The following is a 16,769-nucleotide window of genomic DNA, read 5'->3' as shown; positions in this document are numbered from 1 at the left end:
TACGAAGGCCGGTGCCGCGGCCGACACGGCCCATCGACCACGCAGAACGAGGAACGGACTTCATGAACGACCAGATCCCCACCGGCGACGAGCACGTCGAGCACGGCGCGCTGGGCGACGCCGAGTACGCGGAGTTCATGGAGCTCGCCGCGCAGGAGGGCTTCGACCTGGCCGAGGTCGAGGGCGACATCGCGGCGGCCGGCCACGGCCCGCTGCCCGTCCTCGCCGTCGTCGGCCGCCCGAATGTCGGCAAGTCGACTCTCGTGAACCGCTTCATCGGCCGCCGCGAGGCCGTGGTCGAGGACAAGCCGGGCGTCACCCGCGACCGCGTCACCTACGAGGCGGACTGGAACGGCCGCCGCTTCAAGGTCGTCGACACCGGCGGCTGGGAGCAGGACGTGCTCGGCATCGACGCGTCCGTCGCCGCGCAGGCGGAGTTCGCGATCGAGGCCGCCGACGCGGTGGTCTTCGTCGTGGACGCCAAGGTCGGCGCGACCGACACCGACGAGGCCGTCGTGAAGCTGCTGCGCCGGGCCGGCAAGCCGGTCGTGCTGTGCGCCAACAAGGTCGACGGCCCCTCCGGCGAGGCGGACGCGGCCATGCTGTGGTCGCTCGGCCTCGGCGAGCCGTACCCGGTCTCGGCCCTGCACGGCCGCGGCACCGGCGATCTGCTGGACGCCGCGCTGGACGCGCTGCCCGAGGCGCCGCAGCAGACCTTCGGCGCAGCCATGGGCGGCCCGCGCCGCATCGCGCTCATCGGCCGCCCCAACGTCGGCAAGTCCTCCCTGCTGAACAAGGTCGCCGGCGAGGAGCGGGTGGTCGTCAACGAGATGGCCGGCACCACCCGCGACCCGGTCGACGAGCTGATCGAGCTCGGCGGCAAGACCTGGAAGTTCGTGGACACCGCGGGCATCCGCAAGCGCGTCCACCTCCAGGAGGGCGCCGACTACTACGCCTCGCTGCGCACGGCGGCCGCCGTGGAGAAGGCCGAGGTCGCGGTCGTTCTCATCGACGCGAGCGAGTCGATCAGCGTGCAGGACCAGCGGATCATCACCATGGCCGTCGAGGCGGGCCGCGCGCTGGTCATCGCGTACAACAAGTGGGACCAGCTCGACGAGGAGCGCCGCTTCTATCTGGAGCGGGAGATCGAGCGCGACCTCGTGCAGATCCCGTGGGCGATGCGGGTCAACGTCTCGGCGCGTACCGGACGGCACATGGAGAAGCTCGTGCCGGCCATCGAGACCGCGCTCGCCGGCTGGGAGACCCGGGTGCCGACCGGCCGCCTGAACGCCTTCCTCGGCGAGATCGTGGCCTCCCACCCGCACCCGGTCCGCGGCGGCAAGCAGCCGCGCATCCTCTTCGGCACGCAGGCCGGCACCAAGCCGCCCCGCTTCGTGCTCTTCGCCTCCGGCTTCCTGGAGGCCGGCTACCGCCGCTTCGTCGAGCGCCGGCTGCGCGAGGAGTTCGGCTTCGACGGGACCCCGATCCACATCTCGGTGCGGGTCCGCGAGAAGCGCGGCCGGAAGAAGTAAGCAGCAGTAACAGCGGGACGGGCCCGCTCGCACCGGATGCGGTGCGGGCGGGCCCGTTGCGTACTCAGTGGTGGTACGGGCGGTTGTCGCGCGACGCCGGAGGCAGCGCGGCCGGGGCGTGGCCCCGGGAGTGCTGCGGGGGCAGCGGCACCTCGCGGCGGCCGGCCGCCGCGGGCGTGCTGCGCCGCCAGATCCGCCGCAGCACCTCCGGGCTCAGCTCGTCCTCGCCCGTACGGTCCCCGGGCAGGGCCCGGAAGGAGCGGCGGTACTCGGCGTAGAGCGCGTCGTAGATCGGCGTGGCCGAACCACGCTCGGTGTGGTGCGCGGCGGGCTCGTACGACGGGCGCATGCCGGGGATGGAGTGGAACGGGGCGCGGGGGGACGGGTCGTATGGGTGCACGTCTGTGCCAACGACCCGAAGCCCCGCGGGATGCGGCCTTTGGTGGCGAATCGGTTGATCGCGGGCATACGCGCACTTCTGCGGGGCCCGGAAGCCCGCAGCCGTGGGGTCCGCGCCGTCTGCGCGGTGACGCCTCGGACATCCGTACGCGGACGGGCGGCCGCCCCCCATGGGGAACGGCCGCCCGTGGGCCCGCCGGACGGCGGTTCAGGTGCCGGCCAGCGGCATGCTCATGGCGACCAGCTTTCCCTGTGCCGCGGCCTTCTCCAGCGCCTCGCGCATCAGGTCCTCGCGCGGCTGCTGGCCGATCGAGCCGTGCGGCGCCGCGTACACCACCACCGTCCGGGACTTGTTGACCGCGGCGCGCCAGCCGTCCGAGACCGGGAGCGGCTGGTGCGCCTTCCACCAGGCGTTCTGACCGCCGCTCTCGCCGCTGTCCTGCAGCACGGCGTGCAGCTGGCCCATGGCGAGCAGCACGGACCAGCCCGTCCCGCCGCCCGGCAGCACGGCCACGTCCGCGACCGTGTGGAAGCCCTGCTCCTGCAGCAGCGGCAGGAAATCGTCGTCGAGACCGACCGAGCCGGGGCGGGTGATCGGACCGCTCGGCTCCACCACGAGCGCGGGCCGCAGATCGCCCTCGACCAGGACCAGGCCGCAGGTCACGCCGAGGGTCGCCTGGCGCGGGGCCGGCGTCGGCCCGCCGGCGGAGCGCGGCGCGGGCGGGCCCGCCGGGGCGTCGGCGGGGGCCTCGCCGGTGATGGAGCGGACGGCGCCCTTGAGCTGCTCCTCGGCCACCGTGACGACCTGGGAGGGGATGCAGGTGGCGTGGGCGAACGCCAGGACGGCGGTCTCCTCGCCGATGAACAGGACGGTGCTGGTGGGCTCCTGTTCGCTGTCGCCCGGGGTGCGGCAGGAGGTGCAGTCGTAAGCGCCGGGGGCGTTGTCGCCGGCCAGCAGGCGGTCGGCCTCCTCGTCGCCGATCTCGGCGCGGACGTCGGCACTGACGTCGAGCATGCGGGGCACGGCTGACTCCTCGATCTGTGTGCGGCTGCCGGGCGGATCCCGGCGTGTAACAAGACAACGGGCGATCTGTGGCAGGAGTCACGCGCGGGCGCGAACGGAATCGAACCGATCGGCGCACACCGTGAACGCCGACCCGGAAGCCGTCACTCCACGCCACCGCGTGTGCGAGCCACGTTTCGGATTCGGGTGAGGTGGCTCACAGGCCAGGAGATCGTCGGGCCGACAAATACCGATATCGCGGAATGTAGGGGGTGACCGGAACTCGTCGGTACCTTTAGTAACGCACGACTGGCCTGCCGCGACAGTGGATTGGTTGTGGCCGGGCCCCCGGGGTTCCTACATTCAGCGGCCGTGTGCACCGAGCACCGCCCGGGGACGCCCGCCGTCCATGACCGGCAGTACCGCAGCACGGCAGTACGTACCAGCGCAGCGCCGCGCCCCACGAGACGCGCGGAGCGGCGCGGCGCAGGACCCGCGGCGGGCGGGGCGGAGCGGCGAACGGGCGGGACACCCGCCCGGCGGCGCGCCGCCCGGGGGAGGACCCGGGTTCTCCGAGAGGGAAATCCATGCCTTTTCCGAAGGGCTTCATGCGTCGTGAAACCGCTGCCCTGGCCGGGGCGGCGCTGGTCGCCCCGCTCGCACTGCTGGCCGCCACCGCCTCCGAGGCGCGCGCCGCGGACGGCGGGGTCTGGGACCGCATCGCCGCCTGCGAGAGCGGTGGGAACTGGCACATCAGCACCGGCAACGGCTACTACGGCGGACTGCAGTTCTCCGCCTCCACCTGGCGGGCGTTCGGCGGCCACAAGTACGCGCCGAGCGCGCACCAGGCGGGCCGCGACGCGCAGATCGCGGTCGCGACCAAGGTGCAGCAGACCCAGGGGTGGGGTGCCTGGCCGGTCTGCTCGGTCAAGGCGAACGCCTCCGGCGGCGCGCCGGCGGTCGGCGGCGGCGAGGTCTCGGCATCCCGTAAGGCCGAGAACCGCGCGGTGCGCGGCAGCCACGCCGACCGCGGCAGCGCCCGGGGCGGCAAGGGCGGCAAGTACACCGTGCGCAGCGGCGACACGCTCGGCTCCATCGCCGCGGCCAAGGGTGTCTCCTGGCGGACGCTGTACGCCGCCAACAAGTCCGTCATCGGCGGCGATCCGCACATGATCAAGCCAGGCCAGCACCTCACGGTCTGATCCCCGGCCGCCAGGGTCCGCGCGTCCCCCGTTCCCGCGGCTCCACGGTGGCGGCGTGCCCCGCCCGGTCACCCGACCGGGTGGGGCACGGGCCTTCGGGCGCGTGCCGCGCGGCCGGTCCGGCGGACCGCCGCTAGCCTGCGGCGGTGCTCGAACTGTCGGAGTTCTTCCCGCGCCTTGGTGCGGCGGCCCGTCCGCGGCCGCCCCGTACGGAGCGCCGCGCGCGCACCGTTGTCCGTACCGCCCGCAGGCCCGCGCTCACGCTCGCGGTACTGGCGGCCCTGCTGGCGGGGAGCGCGGGGGTGGGCGCGGCCGCCGACGGCCCCCGGGAGCCCCGGTCCGCCGGCGGGCTGACGGGGGCGCTGGGCACGGTGACGCGGACCGTGCTCGGCGCGGCGGACTGCTCCCGCGACGACTGGCCGTGGGGCTGCATGGCCCAGTGCGAGAGCGGCGGTGACTGGAATGCCCGTACCGGCAACGGCCTGTACGGCGGGCTGCAGTTCACGCAGTCGACGTGGGAGGCGGCCGGCGGGCTGTCCTTCGCGCCGCGGCCGGACCTGGCCACCCGGGAGGAGCAGATCAAGGTCGCCGAGCGGGTGGTGGACCAGCAGGGCTGGGGCGCCTGGCCGGCCTGCGCGCGGCGTTACGGGCTGCGGGCCGGGGTACCCGCGACGGGCGAACCGGGCCCCCGTACTCATCCCTGATGCGGATCGGTGGCCCGAGGTTCCCGATCGTGGCTACCGATTTGCTCACGTTTCCGGAACAAAATAGCGAAAGCACCCAACCCGAAACCTCCAACGGCGGTCTAACCGTTTGGTAGGCGGACGGCAGGCCACGTTCGCGCGAAAACCATGGGATACGGGGACGGATGCATATCTCATTCCTGATTCACAACGCATACGGCATCGGCGGCACGATCCGGACGACGTACAACCTCGCCGACACGCTGTCGGAGCAGCACGACGTCGAGATCGTGTCCGTCTTCCGGCACCGTGACGCGCCGGTGTTCGAGCCCGGGGCGCGAGTCAGGCTGCGGCATCTGGTGGACCTCCGCAAGGACAGCCCCGACTACGACGGGGAGGACCCCGCCTTCCTGCACGAGGCCCGGATCTTCCCGCGGGCCGAGGGCCGCTTCCGGCAGTACAGCGCGCTCACCGACCGGCGGATCGCGGCTCATCTGCGGTCGCTGGAGGCCGACGTCGTGGTGGGGACCCGGCCCGGGCTGAACGTCCACATCGCCCGGCAGGCCCGCCGTGGCGTGGCACGCGTGGGACAGGAGCACCTCACTCTCGATTCGCACGGCAGGGCGCTCGTCCGGCGGCTGCGCGCGGTCTACCCACGGCTGGACGCGGTGACCACGGTGACCGAGGCGGACGCCCGCTCCTACCGCAAGCGGCTGCGGCTGCCCGGCGTACGCATCGAAGCGGTGCCCAACAGCGTGCCCGAGCCCGGCATCAGGCCCGCCGACGGCACCGGCAAATGGGTCGTCGCGGCCGGTCGGCTGGACAAGGTGAAACGGTACGACCTGCTGATCCGGGCCTTCGCCACGGTCGTCGAGCAGCGCCCGGACTGGCGGCTGCGGATCTACGGCGGCGGTGCCGAGAAGGCCGCGCTGCGCGCCCTGATCGACGAGCTTGGCCTGTACAACCACATCTATCTGATGGGCCCGGCGAGCCCGCTCGACCCGGAGTGGGCCAAGGGCTCCATCGCGGTCGTCACTTCCCGGCTGGAGTCCTTCGGGATGACGATTGTGGAGGCGATGCGGTGCGGGCTGCCGGTGGTCTCCACCAACTGCCCGCTCGGTCCCGGCGAGATCATCGACGACGGCGTGGACGGCCGGCTGGTACCGGTCGGAAAGAAGGACGCCATCGCGAGCGCGCTGCTGGAGCTGATCAACGACGACGAGCGGCGGCAGCGCATGGGTCGGGCCGCCCTGGTGTCCTCCGCCCGCTTCGATCCCGGACGGATCGCGGGACGGTACGAAGCGCTCTTCGGCGACCTGACCACCACCGGCGGTGGGCGGGGCGGACTGCGCGCAACGGTCCACCGCACCAGAGGAGCTTTGCTGAGCGGCGCCTACGCCACCAAGGACGCGGCGCGCGCCGCAGTGAGAGGAGTGCGGACGGTATGAGCGCGTCGACGCAACTGCCCGCCACCGGCACCGGCACCCGGCCGCCGCAGCGAATCGCCCTGCGCGCCGACTGCATCGCGGACTCCGCGGGCGGCCTGACCTTCGACATCGCCGTTCCCGGCGCGGCCGGCGAGGACGCCGGCACGGTCTGGGGCGCGGCACTCGTGCTCCGGCTGCGCGGCGGCGAGCCCCCGGCCGACGAGATCCGGCTGCCGCTCGGGCCGAACGGCGCGGGCCGGCTGCGGGCCGTGCTGCCCAGCACGGTCGCGCTGGCCGAGGGCCGCTGGAACGTCTATGCCGACCTCGGCGACGCCGGGGACCCGCAGCGCCTGCTGCCCGGCCTGAACGACCTGCGGTCGCTGGTCGACCGGCGCCCGCTGGCCGCCATCGGCCGGCTCGGCGTCCGGATCCCGTACGCCACCAAGTACGGCAATCTCGCGCTGCGCAGCTGGCTGCGCGGCCCGCACGCGGAGTCCGGCGAGATCACCGTGGCGCCCGACGGCATCACCGTCCAGGGGCGGCTCTACGGCGCCGCGCTGGAGCCCGGCGCGGCCGCCGAGGCGCGCGCCCGGCGGGACGGGCACACGGTCACGATCCCGCTGCGCGGCGACGGGCCGGACTTCGCCTTCGTCCTGCCGCACGGCCCGCTGGCCGAGCAGTGGCGGGCCGGCACCGAGCGGTGGGACCTGTGGGTGCGGACCGGCGAGGTCGCCGAGCCGGTGCGGATCTCCCGCATCCTGGACGACGTACCGGACAAGAAGCAGATCTTCACCTACCCGGCGATGCCGATCGCGGCGCCCGGCGCACAGGTCCGCGTCGGCCCGTACTTCACGGTCGACAACGACCTGTCGGTCAAGGTCGTGGGGCCGCAGGAGCATTCCTGAACCACCGAGGGACGCCCCGCGTCCCCCGGCCTCACACCTCCCGGATTGACCCATGACAAATGGGGCACCCGGATGGCGGAGGTGCACATCATGGTTCCTGTTCTGTTGGTCCTGCTGCTCGCGTTGATCCTCTTCGGCGCCGGTTTCGCACTCAAGGCACTGTGGTGGATCGCGGTGGCAGTGCTCGTCGTATGGCTGCTGGGCTTCCTGTTCCGTTCGACCGGCGCAGGAGGCGGCCGGGCGCGCTGGTACCGCTGGTAGCGGCGCGCGTGAACCGTTGACGGCGGCGCGGGCGGAGCCGCCGTTCCGGACCGTGGCTGTCCGCAACTGCTACCAGAATCTGGCGCATGTTGGAGACCTCGGCACGCCTGCTCCGCCTGCTCTCACTGCTGCAGGCACACCGCGAATGGTCCGGCGCCGACCTCGCCGACCGGCTGGGCGTGACGCCCCGCACGGTACGGCGTGACATCGAAAGGCTGCGGGAGCTCGGTTATCCCGTGCACTCGGCCCCCGGCACCGCCGGGGGCTATCAGCTGGGTGCGGGTGCCGAGCTCCCGCCGCTGCTGCTGGACGACGAGGAGGCCGTGGCGGTCGCGATCGGGCTGCGCACCGCGGCGGCCGGCGGCGTCGCGGGCATCGAGGAGACCTCCGTCCGCGCGCTCGCCAAGCTGGAGCAGGTGCTCCCGGCCCGGCTGCGGCGCCGCGTCTCCACCCTGAACACCTTCACCGTCCCCCTGGTGAGCGGCGCGGGGCCGCGCGTGGACGCCGCCGTGCTCACCGAACTGGCCGCCGCCTGCCGGGACAGTCAGCAGCTGCGCTTCGAGTACGCGTCGCACGACGGCACGGTCAGCCGCCGCACCGTCGAGCCGCACCGTCTGGTCAGCGCCCAGCGCCGCTGGTACCTCGTCGCCTGGGACACCGGACGCGAGGACTGGCGCACCTTCCGCGCCGACCGGATCACCCCCACCCCGCCGCACGGACCGCGCGTGGCGCCCCGTACCCCGCCCGCCGAGGACCTGGCCGCCTATGTGTCCGAAGGCGTCTCCAGAGCCGTGTACGCGGTGTCCGCGACCGTCCTGCTGCACGCGCCGCTGGAGGAGGCAGCGCAGCGCATCTCGCCCACGGCCGGGACGCTGGAGGCGGTGGACGGCCGTACCTGCCTGCTGCGGGTCGGCGCGGCGAACCCGGACGCGCTGGTCGTGTTCCTGATGATGACCGGCTTCGACTTCGAGGTCCGCGAGCCGCCCGAACTCCTGGAGCGGATACGGGAGATCAGGGACCGGTTGTCCCGGGCGTCGGCCTGAGCCGCGCGTCCTCCTCGGTCAGTTCGCTGCGCGCCGTCGCCGGGTGGTGCAGGTCGAAGGCCGGGGACTCGGAGCGGATCTTCGGCATGGTGAGGAAGTTGTGCCGCGGCGGGGGCGAGGAGGTGGCCCACTCCAGGGAGCGGCCGTAGCCCCACGGATCGTCCACGCCCACCTTCGGCGCGTACTTGGCCGTCTTCCAGACGTTGTAGAGGAACGGCAGGGTGGAGGCGCCCAGCAGGAACGCGCCGATGGAGGAGACGGTGTTGAGCGCCGTGAAGCCGTCGGCCGCGAGGTAGTCGGCGTACCGGCGCGGCATCCCCTCCACGCCCAGCCAGTGCTGGACGAGGAAGGTGGTGTGGAAGCCGACGAAGAGCGTCCAGAAGTGGATCTTCCCCAGCCGCTCGTCGAGCAGCTTGCCGGTGAACTTGGGCCACCAGAAATAGAAGCCCGCGAACGTCGCGAACACCACTGTGCCGAAGACGACGTAGTGGAAGTGGGCCACCACGAAGTAGGTGTCGGTCACGTGGAAGTCCAGCGGCGGCGACGCCAGGATCACCCCGGTCAGCCCGCCGAACAGGAAGCTCACCAGGAAGCCGACCGACCACAGCATCGGCGTCTCGAAGGACAGCGAGCCGTGCCACATCGTGCCGATCCAGTTGAAGAACTTCACGCCCGTCGGCACCGCGATCAGGAACGACATGAACGAGAAGAACGGCAGCAGCACGGCCCCGGTGGCGAACATGTGGTGCGCCCAGACCATCAGCGACAGGGCGGTGATCACCATCGTCGCGGCGACCAGCATGGTGTACCCGAAGATCGGTTTCCGGGAGAAGACCGGGATGATCTCGGTGACGATGCCGAAGAACGGCAGCGCAATGATGTAGACCTCGGGATGGCCGAAGAACCAGAAGAGGTGCTGCCACAGCAGCGCTCCGCCCCACTCCGAGTCGAAGACCACCGAGCCGAACCGCCGGTCCGCCTCCAGCACCAGCAGCGACGCGGCGAGTACGGGGAAGGCGAGCAGGACGAGGATCGAGGTGAAGAGCACGTTCCAGGTGAAGATCGGCATCCGGAACATCGTCATGCCCGGCGCCCGCATCCCGATGATCGTGGTCAGGAAGTTCACCGCGCCCAGGATCGTGCCGAAGCCGGACAGCGCCAGGCCCATGATCCACAGGTCGTGTCCGATGCCGGGGGAGCGGACCATGGAGTTCAGCGGCGCGTAGGCGGTCCAGCCGAAGGCGGCCCCGCCGGTCGGGGTGAGCAGCGAACCGATCACGATGAGTCCGCCGAAGAGGAAGAACCAGTACGAGAGCATGTTCAGCCGGGGGAACGCCACGTCGGGCGCCCCGATCTGCAGCGGCATGATCTCGTTGGCGAAGCCCGCGAAGGCCGGGGTGGCGAAGAGCAGCAGCATGATCGTGCCGTGCAGCGTGAACGCCTGGTTGAACTCCTCGTTCGTGACGAGCTGCATCCCGGGCCGGGCCAGCTCGGCGCGCATCACCAGCGCCAGCACCCCGCCGAAGAGGAAGAAGCCGAACGCCGTGACCAGGTAGAGATGGCCGATCTTCTTGTGGTCCGTCGTCGTCAGCCAGTCGACCACGGCCTTGCCAGGGCGGCGGACCGCGACGGGTCCGGTGCTCGCCTCCTGTGCCACTGTTCCCATCCGCGCCACCTCGTTCGTCGACAGGGCGTACCAGGGCGTGACCGAGGGCGCGCCCCGACGGCAGGACGTACTGGAGCTCGCCTCATGATGCGCGCCCCAACGGCCTTCGCGCGAGGGGGCGTCGGCCGCTCCCCGCCGCCGCGGGATGTGCGGGAAATGTGAGCGGAGTGTGCGTCGTCGGCGGATTACGGGACGCCCGATATTGCGTATCGGGTAAGGGGAATGCGAGGCCGTCGGGCGATTGATTTCCGGGGTGTGACGGGAGTTGCGCGGGTCGGTTCGCAGAAACCGATGAGGGGAAATCGGGCCGGTTTTTTCCGTTGCCGAAGTGATACCGGGGCGGCTCGTTCGGGTGACGGAAGTGGCGCTAAACCGGCCGCGACGGGCTGTGACAGAAGTGTGACCAATGCCGGACCCCGGGAACACTCCGGTGTGTCAGGAAGGCCCTTCCGTGCACCGCGGGAGAGGCATACGGTGGCGCCATGGCGCCAGTACCGAACCTTCCGAAAGACCCGGACGACGACCTCGAGACCTATGTCGGTCTGGAGCAGCAGCAGGCCGAGGAACAGGCCCGCGCGCGCGGCTGGAGCACCGTCAGGTCGCTGCCGCCCGGCGCGATCATCACCATGGAGTACCTGGCGGGCCGGCTGAACTTCGAGGTGCAGGACGGCACCGTGAGTAAGTCCTGGAAGGGCTGAGCGGCCCGCGCTTCTCCCCCCGGTACTTCCCGTACGACGACGGCCCCGGCCGGCTCCTGAGTGGAGCCGCCGGGGCCGTGCTGTGCGGGGGTGTGCGTACCGTCCCCACACGTCTGCCGTGTCAGCTGCCCTGCGAGCGGCCGCGGACGGTCGTGGTGACCGGTGCGGTGCGCGGGGCGCGGTCCGCGTGCGGCGGTCTTCGGCTGCCCGTGGGGGTGACGGGAGTGCGCTCCGAGCGGGTGGTGTGCGGGCGGGCGGGGTGGTGCGGCCAGGTGTCCGGGGACCGGCCCTGCCGTCCGCCGGCCACCGCCGGCTCGCGGACCAGGACACCGTCCTCGGCGACCGCACGCTGACGGGAGACGCCGGCGGTGACGCCCGCCGGGCTCGCCGGTACCGGGAGCGGCCGTGCCGCGCCGCCCAGCCGGTCCCGCAGCCCCCACAGGGCCGCCATCAGCCGGGCCTCGGCCCAGGCCATGCCCGGCTCGCACCAGGGGAGCGCGAGCATGACCAGGAGGCCGGCGGCCCAGCCCAGCAGCACATCGCTGACCCAGTGGGTACCGAGGTACACAGTCGTCATGCCGACGCCGAGCGCGCCGAGCGCGGCGATCACCGAAAGGATCCTGCGGCGCAGCGGGGTGGTCGCCAGATAGGCCAGCACGCCCCAGGTGACCACGGCGTTCGCGGTGTGTCCGGACGGAAATATATCGCCGCCGAGCCACATCTCATTGGTGCCGATGGCGGTCGCGTAGTGCGGACCGAGCCGACCCATGCCGATCTTCGCGGCACCCACGGTGACATTGAGCATCAGCAGGGCGACGCCCAGCACCAGCATCGGGTGGAGGTTCTTCTGCCGCCAGCAGCGCCAGACCAGCCACGCGCCGACCGCGACCGCGGTGGGGCCGCGCTGGCCCAGCACCACGAAGTAGTCGAGGAAGGCGTGGATGTCGGGCCATTGCTTGTACGGCCTGAACAGCATGACCTGCCAGTCGAGGGTGACCAGCCAGGAAGTCGTCAGCACGCCGAGCACGATCGCCGCATAGACCGCCACGGTGCCGCCGAACAGCCAGTGGCGTGTTCGCGTCATATACGGCCGGGCGCGCTCGCTCGGGTGCCCTTCCCTCTGGTCGGGCTTCTCATCGGTACGCACTCAATCGACGTTACCGCGTGTGATGTAGGCGCTTGGTCAAACCGTCCGCTTTGTAATGACGATGTGATGTGGAATGCGTCTCAAACAAGCCATTCGCCAGGGCCCTGCCAAGAGAATTCACTAAATCGCTCTTTCGGCCGCAGGGCATCCGTGTGGCCGCGCGTCCAAGAGACTGAATGCATTTCCCCGGCCGTGTTTATCGCGCATTTCCCGGGGCGGCACGATGTGTTCACCGGACCGCCCGCGGTCACGCTGGGCGAGAGCCGTTCAGCACGGGGTCACGGCGGGCCCGAGCCGTTCAGCCAGATCGCGCCGTACACCGCCGAGCCCGCCGCGAGGACGCCGAGGGCCGCGGCGGCGTACCGGGGGCGCCACCGGGCCAGCGCGGCGGCGGGCGGCAGCAGCAGCGGGTACGCCGGCAGCATCAGCCGCGGCTTGGACCCGAAGTAGCCCTTGGCGGTCAGGGCCAGCCCCAGGACCAGGCCGCCGTAGACCAGCAGCGGCACCGGCCGCCCCTGCCGGACGCCGAGCGCGTACAGCCAGAGCACCGCGGCGACGCCCACGATCAGCGCGAGCGCGGCGGGCCACGCCGGGCCCGTCAGCAGCCGCCAGGTGAAGGCGGCGAAGGCGAGGCCGCCGTCGAAGCCGTTGTTCCAGCCCGCCTGGACGTCGAGGTAGCCGGTGAGGCTGCCCTCGCGGGCGGCCACCCACAGGAAGAAGCCGCACCAGCCGAGCGGGGCGAGCACCACCCCTGCGAGCAGCCGGCCGTGCTGCCGCCAGGCCACCCGGCCCTCGCGGGACCGCTCGCGCCACAGGTGGAGCGCCGCGGCGGCCCACACGGCCGCGACGACCGCGGCGCCCACCGGCCGGGTCAGCCCGGCCAGCGACGTCAGCACGCCCGCCCACACCCAGCGGCCGGTCAGTACGGCGTACAGCGCCCAGGCCGCGAGCGCGGTGAAGAGCGCCTCCGAGTACGCCATCGACTGCACGATGCCTATCGGGACCGCCGCCCACAGCGCGGCCAGCGCCACCCCGGCCCGCGGGCCGTTCAGCCGCTCGCCCGTGGCGTACAGCGCCCACGCGGCGGCCACCGAGGCGGCCGCGCTGACCAGCAGCCCGGCGCCGGCCGCCGACAGCGGCAGCAGCGCCGAGAGGCCGCGCTCCAGCCACGGCAGCAGCGGGAAGAAGGCGAGATTGGAGTGCACCTCGCCGCCGGGCAGCTGGACGGCGTAGCCGTAGCCCTGCTCGGCGACGCGGGTGTACCAGAGCGAGTCCCAGCGGGCGGAGAGGAGCGTCTGCCAGTCCTTGCCGGCCGCCGCCGACCAGACGGCGAGGACCACGAGGCCCAGCAGGCGGATCGCCGCGTACGCCGCCAGGGCGGGCGCGGCACGGCGCAGCGCGGCCCCGGCGCCTCTGCCTGCCGCGGCCGGATCCGCGGTGGCGGAGAAAGCGAGATCGGTCATCAATCCGATTATCCAGGTGGCCGGGGGTCCTGGCGGCACGATGGCCGGATCGGGGGCGGGCGCCGGGAGTGCGCCGGTGCGTGACAGCGGGGGTCGTCCCGCTCCCTTGCAGGGGGTGCGAAGGTCCCCCGAAGGAGTCGGCGGCGAATGGTAGCCAGTGCCCTGTCCAGTGGGTATGAGAACACCCGGCCCTTGCGATGAGCATCTCATCGTGAGGTGAGCCATGTGTCCCGCCCGGCGACTCGCGTAGGCTTTCTCCACAACTCGCCCGTGCCGCCGGTTCCCCCGGGGTGTTCGTCGTGCCGTCGTGCGCGGCTGCGAGTGCTCGACAGGAGGTGCGTACATGTCCGGGACGACCACGTCCGGCAAGAAGCGGACGACTGGTGTCACCCGGCATCGCGGCGGCGGCGCGAACCGCTGGACCGTGCTGATCGTGCTCTGCGTCAGCCTGCTGTTCGTCGCCCTCGACACGACGATCCTCTACGTCGCCGTGCCGGCCGTCACCGAGGACCTGCGACCGGGCCCGGTCGAACTGCTCTGGGTCGTCGACGTCTATCCGCTCATCGCGGCGTCCCTGCTGATCCTCTTCGGGACGCTCGGCGACAGAGTCGGCAGACGCCGGATACTGCTCTTCGGTTACGGACTCTTCGCGATCGCCTCGGCCGCCGCCGCGCTGGCCCCCAATCCACAGATCCTCATCGTGGCCAGGGCGCTGCTCGGCGTCGGCGGCGCGATGATCATGCCCGCGACGCTGTCGATCCTGCGCCAGGTCTTCCCCGACCGGCGCGAGCGGGCCGTGGCCATCGGCGTGTGGAGCGCGGTCGCCGCGGTCGGCGCGGCCGTCGGCCCGGTGCTCGGCGGCTTCCTCGTCGAGAACTTCTGGTGGGGCTCGGTCTTCCTCATCAACATCCCGATGATGGCCGTGATGCTGCTGGTCGGCCGCTGGCTGCTGCCGGAGTCCCGGGGCGAGCGGAACGGCCCCTGGGACGTCCTCGGCGCGGTCATCGCGGCGCTCGGCGTGCTCGGCCTGGTATTCGGCGTGAAGCAGATCGGCAGCGGGGAGCATGTCGTCGGCTGGACGACGCTCTGTCCGATGCTGGTCGGGGCGCTGCTGCTGGCCCTCTTCGTGCACCGGCAGCGACGCCGTGAGCACCCCCTGATCGACATGCGGCTCTTCGCCCGCCCGGCCTTCGGCACGTCCGTCGGCTGCATCGTGCTGGCGATGCTGGCCCTGGTCGGACTGCAGCTCATAGCCGTGCAGTACCTCCAGCTCGTGCTCGGCATGACCCCCCTGGAGACCGGGCTGCGGATGCTGCCGCTGGTCTTCGCGGCGATGGCGGCCGGGCTCACCGGCTCGCGGATGCTGCAGGCGCTCGGCCCGCGCGTGATGGTCTCGGCGGGCTTCGTGCTCACCGCCGTCGCGGTGCTGTGCCTGACCGCGCTGGGCACGCAGGACCACCCCTGGCAGCTCTCCGCCGGCTTCGTCCTGCTCGGCTTCGGCTTCCAGTCCACGCTCTTCGGCGCGTACGAGTCGATGCTCAGCGAGGCGCCCGCCGAGGCGTCCGGGGGAGCGGCGGCCATCGGCGAGACCTCCTACCAGCTCGGCGCGGGCATCGGCGTGGCCGTGCTCGGCAGCGTCATGAACGCCGTCTACGCGCCCGGCCTGCACCGCGTCGCCGGGGTGCCGCACCGCGCGAGCCGTGCGGCCGGGCACTCGCTCGGCGAGGCGTACCAGGTCGCCGGCGGCCTCGGGGCGCACGCGCGGCACGCGCTGCGCGAGGCGGCCCGCGCCTCCTTCGTGCACGGTCTGCACGTCACCCTCGTGGCCAGCGCGGTACTGCTGCTCATCGGCGCGGCGATAGCACTGCGGCTGCCGCGGCGGGCCGCCGACGCGGCGGAGCGCGCCGACGGGGAAGCGCCGGGCCCGGGCCACGATGCCGAGCCGGCCCCTGCGGCCTCCGGGCGCTGAGCGCCGCCTCCGGGCGCTGAGCGCCGCCTCCTTCCTGTGCGGGCCCGGTCGCGGGCCCTCTTGTGGCGCGCCCGCGCGCGTCGTAACGTCTGCCGTGAGCAATAACTACCACTGCTAGTTTTTCGCGCAGCCGCAGGAGGCACATCCTCATGTCCGCATCCACCCTGCCGCCCTTCGACCCGGCCGACCCGCTGGGCATCGACGACCTGCTCACCGACGAGGACCTCGCCGTACGCGACACGGTCCGCCAGTGGGCCGCCGACCGCGTGCTGCCGCACATCGCCCAGTGGTACGAGGACGGCGAGCTGCCCGGCATCCGCGAGCTGGCCCGCGAGCTCGGCTCCATCGGCGCGCTCGGCATGTCGCTCACCGGCTACGGCTGCGCCGGCGCCTCCGCCGTCCAGTACGGCCTGGCCTGCCTGGAGCTGGAGGCCGCCGACTCCGGCATCCGCTCGCTGGTCTCCGTGCAGGGCTCGCTCGCCATGTACGCGATCTGGCGCTTCGGCTCCGAGGAGCAGAAGCAGCAGTGGCTCCCGAAGATGGCGGCCGGCGAGATCATCGGCTGCTTCGGCCTGACCGAGCCCGACCACGGCTCCGACCCCGCGAACATGCGTACCCACGCCAAGCGCGACGGCTCCGACTGGGTCCTCAACGGCCGCAAGATGTGGATCACCAACGGCTCGGTGGCCGGCGTCGCGGTGGTCTGGGCGCAGACGGAGGACGGCGTGCGCGGCTTCGTCGTGCCCACCGACGCCCCCGGCTTCTCGGCCCCCGAGATCAAGCACAAGTGGTCGCTGCGCGCCTCGGTCACCAGCGAGCTGGTCCTGGACGACGTACGGCTGCCCGCCGACGCGGTGCTTCCCGAGGTCACCGGGCTGCGCGGCCCGCTGAGCTGCCTCAGCCACGCCCGGTACGGCATCGTCTGGGGCGCGATGGGCGCGGCCCGCGCCAGCTTCGACGCGGCGCTGGAGTACGCGAAGACCCGCGAGCAGTTCGGCAAGCCGATCGGCGGCTTCCAGCTCACCCAGGGCAAGCTCGCCGACATGGCCGTGGAGCTGCACAAGGGCGTCCTGCTCGCGCACCACCTGGGGCGCCGGCTGGACGCGGGGAAGCTCCGCCCGGAGCAGGTCAGCTTCGGCAAGCTCAACAACGTGCGGGAGGCGATCGAGATCTGCCGTACGTCGCGCACGATCCTGGGCGCGAACGGGATCTCGCTGGAGTACCCCGTCATGCGGCACGCGACGAACCTGGAATCGGTGCTCACCTACGAGGGCACCGTGGAAATGCACCAGCTGGTGCTGGGCAAGGCGCTGACGGGACTCGACGCCTTCCGGGGCTGACCGGCCGGTGTTCTCTTGCGGACCGGCCTTC

At 72.2% G+C, this 16,769-nt stretch carries 15 protein-coding genes; 10 read left to right on the top strand and 5 right to left on the bottom strand.

What is annotated here, in order from left to right:
• Positions 1 to 62: 62 nt before the first annotated feature.
• On the top strand, positions 63 to 1,532 hold the full coding sequence (der, locus tag IF04_RS0133685; protein ID WP_030266879.1) for a ribosome biogenesis GTPase Der: 1,470 nt from the start codon (positions 63 to 65) through the stop codon (positions 1,530 to 1,532).
• 64 nt (positions 1,533 to 1,596) lie between these two features.
• Here der and IF04_RS0133680 read toward each other — a convergent pair whose 3' ends face one another.
• Together IF04_RS0133680 and IF04_RS0133675 are read right to left on the bottom strand one after the other, a co-directional pair.
• Complete coding sequence (locus tag IF04_RS0133680) at positions 1,597 to 1,881, bottom strand: hypothetical protein (protein WP_078601155.1); 285 nt, start codon at positions 1,879 to 1,881, stop codon at positions 1,597 to 1,599.
• 258 nt (positions 1,882 to 2,139) lie between these two features.
• The gene (locus IF04_RS0133675) at positions 2,140 to 2,955 is read right to left on the bottom strand and encodes a hypothetical protein (RefSeq protein ID WP_030266875.1); all 816 of its coding nucleotides are present in this window, start codon (positions 2,953 to 2,955) and stop codon (positions 2,140 to 2,142) included.
• A 566-nt stretch (positions 2,956 to 3,521) separates the two neighbouring features.
• Here IF04_RS0133675 and IF04_RS0133665 point away from each other — a divergent pair.
• The 6 genes from IF04_RS0133665 to IF04_RS0133640 all read left to right on the top strand — a co-directional run bounded on the left by IF04_RS0133665 (position 3,522) and on the right by IF04_RS0133640 (position 8,455).
• On the top strand, positions 3,522 to 4,136 hold the full coding sequence (locus tag IF04_RS0133665) for a LysM peptidoglycan-binding domain-containing protein (RefSeq protein ID WP_030266872.1): 615 nt from the start codon (positions 3,522 to 3,524) through the stop codon (positions 4,134 to 4,136).
• Between the two features lie 146 nt (positions 4,137 to 4,282).
• Positions 4,283 to 4,840 carry a transglycosylase family protein gene (locus tag IF04_RS40030; RefSeq protein WP_051831805.1) on the top strand — a complete coding sequence of 186 codons (558 nt, stop codon included), beginning with the start codon at positions 4,283 to 4,285 and terminating at the stop codon, positions 4,838 to 4,840.
• A gap of 164 nt (positions 4,841 to 5,004) precedes the next feature.
• A complete protein-coding gene (locus tag IF04_RS0133655) occupies positions 5,005 to 6,267 on the top strand; it encodes a glycosyltransferase family 4 protein (protein WP_030266864.1) in 1,263 nt (420 codons plus the stop codon).
• On the top strand, positions 6,264 to 7,151 hold the full coding sequence (locus IF04_RS0133650) for a hypothetical protein (protein WP_051831804.1): 888 nt from the start codon (positions 6,264 to 6,266) through the stop codon (positions 7,149 to 7,151). The genes IF04_RS0133655 and IF04_RS0133650 overlap by 4 nt, the downstream gene beginning before the upstream one ends.
• A gap of 90 nt (positions 7,152 to 7,241) precedes the next feature.
• Positions 7,242 to 7,412, top strand: coding sequence for a hypothetical protein (locus IF04_RS0133645; protein ID WP_030266857.1), 171 nt, complete (start codon positions 7,242 to 7,244; stop codon positions 7,410 to 7,412).
• Between the two features lie 86 nt (positions 7,413 to 7,498).
• On the top strand, positions 7,499 to 8,455 hold the full coding sequence (locus tag IF04_RS0133640) for a helix-turn-helix transcriptional regulator (RefSeq protein WP_030266855.1): 957 nt from the start codon (positions 7,499 to 7,501) through the stop codon (positions 8,453 to 8,455).
• On the opposite strand, the gene ctaD is transcribed toward IF04_RS0133640, so the two are convergent.
• Positions 8,424 to 10,121 carry an aa3-type cytochrome oxidase subunit I gene (gene ctaD / locus IF04_RS0133635; protein ID WP_030266851.1) on the bottom strand — a complete coding sequence of 566 codons (1,698 nt, stop codon included), beginning with the start codon at positions 10,119 to 10,121 and terminating at the stop codon, positions 8,424 to 8,426. The two genes, IF04_RS0133640 and ctaD, sit on opposite strands and share 32 nt — an antisense overlap.
• Before the next feature lie 482 nt (positions 10,122 to 10,603).
• Between ctaD and IF04_RS0133630 the strand changes: the two genes are divergently transcribed.
• Positions 10,604 to 10,819 carry an I78 family peptidase inhibitor gene (locus IF04_RS0133630; protein WP_030266848.1) on the top strand — a complete coding sequence of 72 codons (216 nt, stop codon included), beginning with the start codon at positions 10,604 to 10,606 and terminating at the stop codon, positions 10,817 to 10,819.
• A gap of 121 nt (positions 10,820 to 10,940) precedes the next feature.
• Here the strand turns inward: IF04_RS0133630 and IF04_RS0133625 are convergent, their stop codons facing one another.
• Positions 10,941 to 11,903 (bottom strand): phosphatase PAP2 family protein, encoded by a 963-nt coding sequence (locus tag IF04_RS0133625; RefSeq protein WP_051831803.1) that lies wholly within the window; start codon positions 11,901 to 11,903, stop codon positions 10,941 to 10,943.
• A 341-nt stretch (positions 11,904 to 12,244) separates the two neighbouring features.
• On the bottom strand, positions 12,245 to 13,429 hold the full coding sequence (locus IF04_RS0133620) for a glycosyltransferase family 39 protein (protein WP_030266842.1): 1,185 nt from the start codon (positions 13,427 to 13,429) through the stop codon (positions 12,245 to 12,247).
• 343 nt (positions 13,430 to 13,772) lie between these two features.
• Between IF04_RS0133620 and IF04_RS0133615 the strand changes: the two genes are divergently transcribed.
• Together IF04_RS0133615 and IF04_RS0133610 are read left to right on the top strand one after the other, a co-directional pair.
• Positions 13,773 to 15,398: an MFS transporter gene (locus IF04_RS0133615; RefSeq protein WP_030266838.1), complete on the top strand. Its 1,626-nt coding sequence runs from the start codon at positions 13,773 to 13,775 to the stop codon at positions 15,396 to 15,398.
• A 149-nt stretch (positions 15,399 to 15,547) separates the two neighbouring features.
• Positions 15,548 to 16,738, top strand: a complete 1,191-nt coding sequence (locus IF04_RS0133610) for an acyl-CoA dehydrogenase family protein (RefSeq protein WP_030266835.1) — start codon at positions 15,548 to 15,550, stop codon at positions 16,736 to 16,738.
• Positions 16,739 to 16,769 lie beyond the last annotated feature (31 nt).

Origin of the sequence: Streptomyces violens, assembly GCF_000717745.1 — a bacterium.
GTDB lineage: Bacteria > Actinomycetota > Actinomycetes > Streptomycetales > Streptomycetaceae > Streptomyces > Streptomyces violens.
This window is presented reverse-complemented; position numbering and strand designations above follow the sequence as displayed.

What these genes read in the sequence shown, in the direction of transcription:
- IF04_RS0133655 (WP_030266864.1), top strand. Translation starts at nt 5,005, where the DNA reads ATGCATATCTCATTCCTGATTCACAACGCATACGGCATCGGCGGCACG.
- IF04_RS0133630 (WP_030266848.1), top strand. Translation starts at nt 10,604, where the DNA reads ATGGCGCCAGTACCGAACCTTCCGAAAGACCCGGACGACGACCTCGAG.
- IF04_RS0133610 (WP_030266835.1), top strand. Translation starts at nt 15,548, where the DNA reads ATGTCCGCATCCACCCTGCCGCCCTTCGACCCGGCCGACCCGCTGGGC.
- der (WP_030266879.1), top strand. Translation starts at nt 63, where the DNA reads ATGAACGACCAGATCCCCACCGGCGACGAGCACGTCGAGCACGGCGCG.
- IF04_RS0133665 (WP_030266872.1), top strand. Translation starts at nt 3,522, where the DNA reads ATGCCTTTTCCGAAGGGCTTCATGCGTCGTGAAACCGCTGCCCTGGCC.
- IF04_RS0133615 (WP_030266838.1), top strand. Translation starts at nt 13,773, where the DNA reads ATGTCCGGGACGACCACGTCCGGCAAGAAGCGGACGACTGGTGTCACC.
- IF04_RS0133650 (WP_051831804.1), top strand. Translation starts at nt 6,264, where the DNA reads ATGAGCGCGTCGACGCAACTGCCCGCCACCGGCACCGGCACCCGGCCG.
- ctaD (WP_030266851.1), bottom strand. Translation starts at nt 10,121, where the DNA reads ATGGGAACAGTGGCACAGGAGGCGAGCACCGGACCCGTCGCGGTCCGC.
- IF04_RS0133680 (WP_078601155.1), bottom strand. Translation starts at nt 1,881, where the DNA reads ATGCGCCCGTCGTACGAGCCCGCCGCGCACCACACCGAGCGTGGTTCG.
- IF04_RS0133625 (WP_051831803.1), bottom strand. Translation starts at nt 11,903, where the DNA reads ATGACGCGAACACGCCACTGGCTGTTCGGCGGCACCGTGGCGGTCTAT.
- IF04_RS0133645 (WP_030266857.1), top strand. Translation starts at nt 7,242, where the DNA reads ATGGTTCCTGTTCTGTTGGTCCTGCTGCTCGCGTTGATCCTCTTCGGC.
- IF04_RS0133640 (WP_030266855.1), top strand. Translation starts at nt 7,499, where the DNA reads ATGTTGGAGACCTCGGCACGCCTGCTCCGCCTGCTCTCACTGCTGCAG.
- IF04_RS0133620 (WP_030266842.1), bottom strand. Translation starts at nt 13,429, where the DNA reads ATGACCGATCTCGCTTTCTCCGCCACCGCGGATCCGGCCGCGGCAGGC.